6 protein-coding genes and 1 pseudogene are annotated in these 8,690 nt (G+C 49.1%); 3 read left to right on the top strand and 4 right to left on the bottom strand.

What is annotated here, in order from left to right; all coding sequences use genetic code 11:
* Positions 1-69 precede the first annotated feature (69 nt).
* Both tnpB and tnpC read left to right on the top strand, forming a co-directional pair.
* Positions 70-456 (top strand): IS66 family insertion sequence element accessory protein TnpB, encoded by a 387-nt coding sequence (gene tnpB / locus ACTJJI_RS24755; RefSeq protein ID WP_440655957.1) that lies wholly within the window; start codon positions 70-72, stop codon positions 454-456.
* Positions 457-505: 49 nt separating this feature from the next.
* A complete protein-coding gene (gene tnpC, locus ACTJJI_RS24750; RefSeq protein WP_440655955.1) occupies positions 506-2,044 on the top strand; it encodes an IS66 family transposase in 1,539 nt (512 codons plus the stop codon).
* Between the two features lie 20 nt (positions 2,045-2,064).
* Here the strand turns inward: tnpC and ACTJJI_RS24745 are convergent, their stop codons facing one another.
* Positions 2,065-3,237 carry a hypothetical protein gene (locus tag ACTJJI_RS24745; RefSeq protein ID WP_440655953.1) on the bottom strand — a complete coding sequence of 391 codons (1,173 nt, stop codon included), beginning with the start codon at positions 3,235-3,237 and terminating at the stop codon, positions 2,065-2,067.
* 423 nt (positions 3,238-3,660) lie between these two features.
* On the opposite strand from ACTJJI_RS24745, the gene ACTJJI_RS24740 reads away from it, so the two are divergent.
* On the top strand, positions 3,661-3,933 hold the full coding sequence (locus ACTJJI_RS24740) for a hypothetical protein (protein ID WP_440655951.1): 273 nt from the start codon (positions 3,661-3,663) through the stop codon (positions 3,931-3,933).
* Here the strand turns inward: ACTJJI_RS24740 and ACTJJI_RS24735 are convergent.
* The 3 genes and pseudogenes from ACTJJI_RS24735 to ACTJJI_RS24725 form a co-directional block, all read right to left on the bottom strand.
* A pseudogene (locus tag ACTJJI_RS24735) lies at positions 3,877-6,854 on the bottom strand (Tn3 family transposase). The gene ACTJJI_RS24740 and the pseudogene ACTJJI_RS24735 overlap by 57 nt on opposite strands.
* A 27-nt stretch (positions 6,855-6,881) precedes the next feature.
* On the bottom strand, positions 6,882-7,505 hold the full coding sequence (locus ACTJJI_RS24730; RefSeq protein WP_440655949.1) for a recombinase family protein: 624 nt from the start codon (positions 7,503-7,505) through the stop codon (positions 6,882-6,884).
* Between the two features lie 217 nt (positions 7,506-7,722).
* Entirely contained in the window at positions 7,723-8,556 is an 834-nt protein-coding gene (locus tag ACTJJI_RS24725; RefSeq protein ID WP_440655947.1) for an OspG family effector kinase, read from the bottom strand.
* Positions 8,557-8,690 lie beyond the last annotated feature (134 nt).

Below are 8,690 nucleotides of genomic sequence, written 5' to 3'. Positions count from 1 at the left end.
TAGCAGGTAATATCTTTATTTGTCCGGGTATTCATCGTTCGTGTCCATCAATATAGATGGGCGCGATTGTTGCCAGACAGGACAACTTTCACAAGACGTCGCAGATGGTGCGCTTACCTACCAGCAGGGACAAAAATCTGGCTGGTTGCCGGCATCACCGATATGCGCAACGGCTTCAACGGCCTCGCCGCAAAGGTTCAGACGGCGCTGAAAGATGATCCAATGTCCGGCCACGTCTTCATCTTCCGGGGCCGCAGCGGCAGCCAGGTCAAACTGCTGTGGTCTACCGGTGACGGACTGTGTCTGCTGACCAAACGGCTGGAGCGCGGCCGCTTCGCCTGGCCGTCAGCCCGCGATGGCAAAGTGTTCCTGACGCCAGCGCAACTGGCGATGCTGATGGAAGGTATCGACTGGAGACAGCCGAAGCGGCTGCTGACATCACTGACCATGCTGTAGGCCTCTTTATCCTGGTTGTTGCTGTATAAGCCTGGTAAAATACGGGCTTATGAACGACACCTCTTCTGACGATATCCTTCAACTGAAACAGCGCCTGGCCGAACAGGAAGCGCTGAACCATGCGCTGCTGGAAAAGCTGGCCGATCGTGAACGCGAAATAGACCACCTGCAGGCGCAGCTGGATAAACTGCGGCGGATGAACTTCGGCAGCCGCTCCGAAAAGGTCTCCCGTCGTATCGCACAGATGGAAGCCGACCTGAACCGGCTGCAGAAAGAAAGCGATACACTGACCGGTCGGGCCGACGATCCGGCAGTTCAACGACCACTCCGCCAGACCCGTACACGTAAACCGTTCCCTGAATCGCTACCCCGTGATGAAAGGCGCATGCCTCCTGCCGAATCCTGTTGCCCGGACTGTGGTGGTTCGTTGAGTTACCTGGGTGAAGATGCCGCTGAACAGCTGGAGCTGATGCGCAGCGCCTTCCGGGTTATCCGCACGGTACGGGAAAAACACGCCTGCCGCCGATGTGATCGTATAGTTCAGGCATCGGCACCATCACGCCCCATCGAACGGGGTATCGCCGGTCCAGGGCTGCTGGCGCGGGTACTCACGTCAAAATACGCAGAACATGCGCCACTGTATCGTCAGTCAGAGATCTATGCCCGCCAGGGTGTGGAGCTAAGTCGTTCTGTGCTGTCAGGTTGGGTGGATGCGTGTTGTCGCCTGCTGGCACCGCTGGAAGAGGCGCTTCAGGACTATGTACTGACGGATGGCAAACTCCATGTCGATGACACGCCCGTTCCGGTACTGCTGCCGGGCAACAAAAAGACGAAGACCGGGCGGTTGTGGACGTATGTTCGCGATGACTGCCATGCCGGATCAACGCAGCCGCCAGCAGTGTGGTTCGCGTACAACCCTGACAGAAAAGGCATCCATCCGCAGACCCATCTTGCTGGCTTCAGCGGTGTACTGCAGGCGGATGCGTATGCCGGGTTCAAAGAACTGTACCGCGAAGGTCATATCAGGGAAGCCGCGTGCTGGGCGCACGCCCGCCGAAAAATCCACGATGTGCACGTTCGCACCCCATCAGCGTTGACGGAGGAAGCCCTGAAAAAAATAGGTGGGTTGTACGTCATCGAGGCGGATATAAGGGGAATGTCGGCAGAGCAGCGCCTTGCCGAACGTCAGTTGAAAACGAAACCGCGGCTGAAATCACTGGAAAGCTGGTTGCGTGAGAAGATGAAAACCCTGTCGCGACACTCAGAGCTGGCGAAAGCGTTCGCGTACGCGCTGAACCAGTGGCCGGCGCTGGCGTACTATGCGGAAGACGGCTGGGCCGAAGCCGATAACAACATCGCTGAAAATGCCCTGCGGATGGTCAGTCTGGGGCGCAAGAACTTCCTGTTCTTCGGCTCTGACCACGGTGGTGAGCGCGGAGCGTTGCTGTACAGCCTGATCGGTACGTGCAAATTAAATGGCGTAGATCCAGAGCGCTACCTTCACCATGTACTTGACGTCATCGCCGACTGGCCGGTAAACCGGGTCAGTGAACTGCTGCCCTGGCGCATCGCACTGCCAACTGAATAACACATCCCCGTCAATACGGTTCACTCTGTACGCTTACGGTAAACATAACGGGACTTTATCAGGGCAATCATTGTTGCCAGTCCCGCATGTATCTGTAACTGACAGGTTTTTTTCACCGGTACTGCTGTCATTTTTTCAGTGTTTGCCAGGTATGCCGACTGTTCTGCCAGAATCTGCCGGCATTCCGTGGTGAGCTTGCTGTCACCGGCAAGCCTGCATATCAGGCCGAGGGTACTGAGTCGCTCGAGCCGCCCCTTGATGCTAAGGCGGGTTTTGTCGCCCCGGCTCAGTTTTTTATCCGCATCCCGGTCGTCCGCTGCAGGCGCAGCGAACTGCTCATAATGCATCTGTAGGGTCTGCCGCAGGTTTACTGCGATATGCCCGGCGTCACCGGTGTTCAGCGCCAGCGCTTTTTCTGCTAATACAACAACCTGTGCGTTCAGGGGGGCCAGCTCAGCCTCCACATCCCTGATACTGAACGGCGTAAGTTGCCGGTTATCCAGAAGGGGGCTGTTCCAGTAAGGCACTTCGGTAAATAAAGAAAATGTTCCCGATGCCGCGGTGTAGCAGGCACTGGAATTGCCCACCGGACGACTGCCATTTTCCTGGTAATCATCTGCGGGCATACCGACCAGCGCTTTCATATCCGGAAAATGAAACAGACCGGGTTCATACAGACTGTCACGGAGCTCGGTTTCCCCCGTCGTATTGAGCGGCAGGCCGCTCTGATGGCATATTGCTTTCAGCGTTCCGGCCAGCCCCACCGGATAACCCGACGCGACATAATAAACGCCGCCCGCTTCCGAATTATGCAGGGAGTAAAGAAAATCCGGACGCGCCTGCCTGATGGCATTCTGCCATGCGATGTTCTCCGGCAGCGGATGCCGGCTCAGCCAGTCGCTGTCAGCAAACGGGAAGGCATACTCAGCCTGCTGGTTTAACGGCGGGCGGTAATAGTGTTCGTAGTAACACTGTGAGTTGCCTGGTGACGAGAACCACCCTTCATTCAGCCGCAGTGCGTCAGGCTCAATCGCTTTGATAAAGTGCCAGCGGAAAGGTAACGCTTCACGAAACGCTGCATCCTGGCATAAACGGGCTATCAGATACTCGATGGCAGCACATCCTATGACTTCATTCGGATGCGGGGCACCCACAAACAATGCTGACAGGGGACCTTTCCCGACGGATACCATATCGATGGGGTTCCCTGAGCAGACACACCCACCTCTGTTACAGTGACGAGTTCAGGATAACGGGTGTGCATCACTGAGGTATTTTTCGTCATCTCTGCGAGGGTCGGAAAAGCAGAAATATCCGGAACACTGCGGATAACGTCACATAACGGTGTGGACAGCATCAAAATGTCTCCATCTTTTGATTACCAGTAAGTAGGGTAAATCACTCAGGGTGTTAAATCCGCCCTGAAGCCATCAGAATTCACTATTCTGCACTGGCGGATTTAATCAAATCTCAACGATGTACTTAAATGTGGAGATCACCCGTAATGCTGCCCGGATACTGACTCCATTTCTTTGCCCTCATAAGAGGGCGCTCATACTTTAATACAGCGCTGGTTCATATACTTAAACTCTCATTCCACGTCGTTACAGCACGTTATGTTAATCTGCCTGCTGAATAATATTGAGGGATTAGCTATGGAATGGCTGGTAATTGATGTTGTTTATCTGAAAAAACAAAAAAACTATGCGCTCATCCTTCATGGGGGGCCATTAAAAATGATAGCGGAGGTCACCACTGATTTTCCCGTGCAGCCCGGCGATAGCCTTTATCCCGTCAGGGATGCCATCAATCCATTAATCAATGACTTATGTCTATTCATTGAAAGCTCTCAATTCACCCTTACTGACGGATTCCGGCACTGTAAATGAATAGCGCCCCTGCATGTTGATATGCCCACACTGTAACGGTGAAAGTTTCTCAACGTCTGAATCCAGAACCGGATAGCCCTCCCGCCTGAGCTGCTGAATTGCTGCATCCATCGTGTTCCACAGCACAATAATATTGAGCACCAGACCTAACGATCCAAGCTGATCTTCCTGGCCTTCACGGTAAGCCTGCCTCAGCTCTCCCCGCTTACCATGAAAGACATTTCTGGCCACCGCGTGGCGACCCTCTCCACGGTTGAGTTGTTGCAACGTTCTTCGCCGTTTGTTTTCATCGTCGAGGTAAGTCAGCATATGAATAGTTTTATCTGCGCGGCCTATTTCGGCTATAGCCTGCGCCAGACTGGTTGGCCTGTCGCCCGTTTGCAGTGTGTTCATGATGGACATGACGTTCAGTCGTCCAAGTTTGAGGGACGCAATCAGCCGCAGAATATCATCCCAGTGTGGCTCTGTTTTTTTACCAAAATTAAGGCGATGCGAAGATATCGCATTAAACGGACCGTAATCTGCTTTAGGATCGGTGCGCCAGAATCTGGCTCTCCCCGTATCCGCGATCCTTGGATAAAAACGATATCCCAGCAGGCGGAAAAGCCCGAAAATAACATCGCTGTATGCCCCCGTATCGGTCATTATCTGGTATGGCATGATCCGTTTGTTGCTCCAGCACGACAGCCAGGATGACCAGGCTATCCCTGAGCGTTCCAGGAACAACGATGTCGTTTATCCCCGAATACTGATCATATATCAGGTTGTACCATGTAACCCCACGTCCTTCTTTGAAGTATTTAGGGTTGGGGCCGGCATGTACCGTGCGCACAGGAACCACAAATCGCATACCATCGGCTGACGCCACCTCACCACCACCCCAGATGTTCGCCAGGGGAACGCCACTTTGTGCTGCGACCAGAATGGCGTTGGCTGCCCTAATCGTTTCGTCTCTGATGTAATTGCTGTCTGTCCAGGTCAGACGGTCACGCTTCAGTGCCGCGACATCATTGCGTATAAAGGGCTCCGGACCGGTGTTACAGGCTTCTGCCATCAGCATGGCGCAGATGCTGATATTCAGGTCTGAGACGCGGGAGCTTTGCTCTGATGAATGGGTAAAGGCACCGGTGAAATGTGTCCTGGCATCGATTTCCAGTATCAGTTCAGGCAAATCAACGCGTGGCAACATGTCGGTCACCCGCTGCCGCAATGCGATAAGTGATGGCGTTTCTTCAATGGCATCCAGAGGACTCAGGATCAGCTCAGTTTTATCGCCATTCTCCGCAAATCTGACTGCCGGGTTTTCCGGTAGTCGGTCCAGTACATCGCGATATGTTGAATCCAGCTCTGTTGCAATGGCCGACAGAGTGGCACCTGGTGCTGATGATAATCCCAGAGAGCGGCAGATTATTGGACGCATAGCTTCCCATTCCTTACCTTCGACAAGCCCTGTCCGGGGGTCTGCATAAAGCCAGCTGGGATTGACATAAATATCCCGTTTTTTCAGTATAAGCTGAAGTTCCTTAAGTGCACAAAATGTATAGGCGTGAAAATCAATACTGCCATCTTTTCTTATCACATGTTGTTGCCACGGTTTATTGATTATTTCGCGTGGAGCATCGTTATCGGTTTTTTTCTTTTTTAAATTAACTTCAATCCAGCAAAGCGCTTCAATTAATGCCTCAGCTGAGGTATTGCCTTCAAAATGTATTCTGGAAAGTAAATCAGGCAAAAAACGTCGTACCGTTTTGAATTTAGCATCAAGCTCATTGAAGTAAACGTTATTAGCTGGTCGAATAATTGATGTCACATTATTTACAGCATGTTTCAATACATCTTCGGGAATAATGTTGAAGATATTATCACGAACATCAGTATCAGGTAACTTGTCATCAAGGATCATCCGACATGCTTTTGCCAGTATTTCCGCTGCGCGATCCAGATCTTTAAGCGTTCGTTGGCGATTCCGTTTATCTGCCTGAACCGCTTCATTGAACAGATCCCGGAGTAGTGCTTCAAGTAATTCAAGTGCATCATCCTAATGCCGTCGCCTCCATACAGCAGGAGAATGCAACAAGTGTAGCCAGTTTTCTTTTTTCTGGTAAGCGCTGAAGTGCTGTTGTTTTAGCCGTTGAGGCATAACGGGCCAGGGCAGCAATACGGGTATCCGAAACTGGCGTAATTGCTGGTAATGTCACTCCCAGATTACGTATTGTCTGAAGGCGGCCTATCGCCTGCACCAGTGATGCGGCATTCACTTTAGTGGGTCCGGTACGTAACTGATCGAGTAACGAATAGCGGCTCCCGGCTGGAACCGAAAGAAGCTCCAGAAGCCGTTGAGTCTGAGAGTCATCAATGCAGGCAGCCAGTGAATACCAGAGCCGGTTTTCAACCCTGCTGCGTAACCGGGCTATATAACGTTCGAGCAATGAATATCCGGGTAATAAGACTTTATGTGATAAAAGCCATCCGGTACATCTTTCAAAAAGAATACCCGGACGACTCGTTCCGGTCCAGCATAAAGAATATAACCAGCGGGTCAGTGAAAACGCCACACGGGTGTCGGTAAACTCCGTGTAACCATATATTTTTGTAATTTCATCTATATGTGGTCGACGTTGCTTTCCTGAGTTATATATATTAACCTGCTCACTACCACTCTCAATATGTAGTTGCTCTGCCAGAAAATCAATAACAACAACCGGAATTATTGTCGTTAAATCGGGGAAGCGACCGAGGTAACGGACTGTACATAATAATATGGCATAGCCCAACCGGTTATGGTCTCCCCGTTTTTCTGAAATATTCATCCGGTCAAAATCATCAAGATGAAAATAGCGAGCCAGTGTTTCCTTTGTCAGTTCGCCATGATAGTTACCGTAACCTGCTTTTTGATCTTCGGAAAGAAAATTAACTGGCATCGTAACCATCCTTAGCTCAGGGGCATATCACGAATTTTTTTGCGACTGATGGATTGCCCAGACGCGTTTGACCTGGCTGATGCTGCATCCGGCCAGCGTGGCCGTGCGCTCAATGGTTAATCCGGACTGCCGGAGGGTAATGATACGCTCATGGGTCACGAGATCGGCCTTCCTGCCCGCGTATTTGCCTGCAACTTTGGCGAGCTGAACACCCTGGCGCTGTCTTTCCCGCCGTATTTCGTAGTCATCTCGTGCGGTCTGAAGGGCAAGTTTAAGCAACAACTCCTGAACAGATTCAAGAACAATGCGGGAGACACTATCATTTTCTGCTACCACTTCTGACAAATCCACTATGCCTGGAATAGCCAGCCGGGCACCTTTGTCTCTGATGGAAGCAATCAGTTTTTCAGCTTCAGGAAGAGGGAGACGACTGATACGGTCAATTTTTTCGGCTATCACCACATCACCAGGCTGAAGGTCGGCGATCATGCGGAGAAGCTCAGGTCTGTCAGCTCTGGCACCCGATGCTTTTTCCCGATAAATACCAGCAATATAAAAACCACTGGCAATGGCCGTTTTTTCGATGTCAGCCTGGCGTGTCAGATCCTGCTCTGATGTACTTACCCTTTCATAGATGCGAGCAATTTTCATTTATGGTAGCCAAAATGAGTATAGTCAATCTGGCTATCATAAAAGAGGTGGCTAAAAATGGCAATCAGCGATGTAAATTGGCTGGTTGATTTTTGGCTATTTAAAATGACTGGTTAGTTGCGGTCTATTACATTACTTTATTGTCCCCCTAAACCACCTCCTGGAGAGGTGGTGAGTTTTTTCGATAATGCAATACTAAAGGATGGCGTACAAATTTTTAACCAACACTTTTGTTCATGATGTAATTCATAATATACCTTAACCCATTCTTATTAACTTTATTTTCTTTGCTTGTGGATATATCTACAGGTAAAAATTTATTTTTTCCTTTATCATAGAGAAAGTTATTTTCTGACATATCAGACGGAGCGCAACGTTTTGTGACCATTTCGGCAATAAGAGACATGAAGTTAGTAGTGGCATCAGCTGGAAAGTGTTTTATTTGAGATAAAGGAGCACCTTCTATTTTATTCATACGGATAGCTTTACCGGAAATAACATGTGCAGTATTTTCACCATAAAACATATTGAATGATTTAGCTTGATTGATAATTTCACTCTCATCAACGTTATCAAAAAATATCTTTAATACTTTATGGTCATTTTTCGCATCTTCTACAACTATAGCTTCTGCCCCCTCACCAATGGTGAGGCCAATGCTATCAGAATATGCATCGACAAAATCCGCAGAACTCATATATTTCGTTTGGTTAATTGCCTTTGTCTGAACACTATTTTCTGTTTTATTAAAAATTGTAGGTTTGCAGTTTTGGATGAAAGTCCCTATTCTATCTCTTAATTCTTGGTTTGAACATTGAGAGAATACCTTCTTTAGTTCAAAAGCCAACTTCATCGAATAAGCATTTGTTTCTATCGGTTGATTTTTAATAAATACATTTTTGGCTTCTGCTTTTGTAAGTCCAATGTGAGAATTGGCAATTTTCACAAGCTTATGCAGAGTCTTATTCGAAAGGTTTTTATTTTCAGCCTTTTTTAAAAGTGCAGTAGTAACTGAGTCGCTATAAATATCAATTCGCTTATTTACAAACATGTCATGCATCCATTATCAAATCAGTTAAGATAACAAGTAAATAAAATTACATCTATAAAAAAACGACCATGCAGCGCATAAGATATTATGACATATTCGCCGGGGATTGCGCGTTAATACGACTTAGGTTTCCC

This window comes from Enterobacter sp. 22466 (genome assembly GCF_052044775.1).
Classification (GTDB): Bacteria; Pseudomonadota; Gammaproteobacteria; order Enterobacterales; family Enterobacteriaceae; genus Enterobacter; species Enterobacter dissolvens.
The sequence above is the reverse complement of the archived record's forward strand: the minus strand, read 5'-3'. Positions and strand labels throughout refer to the sequence as shown.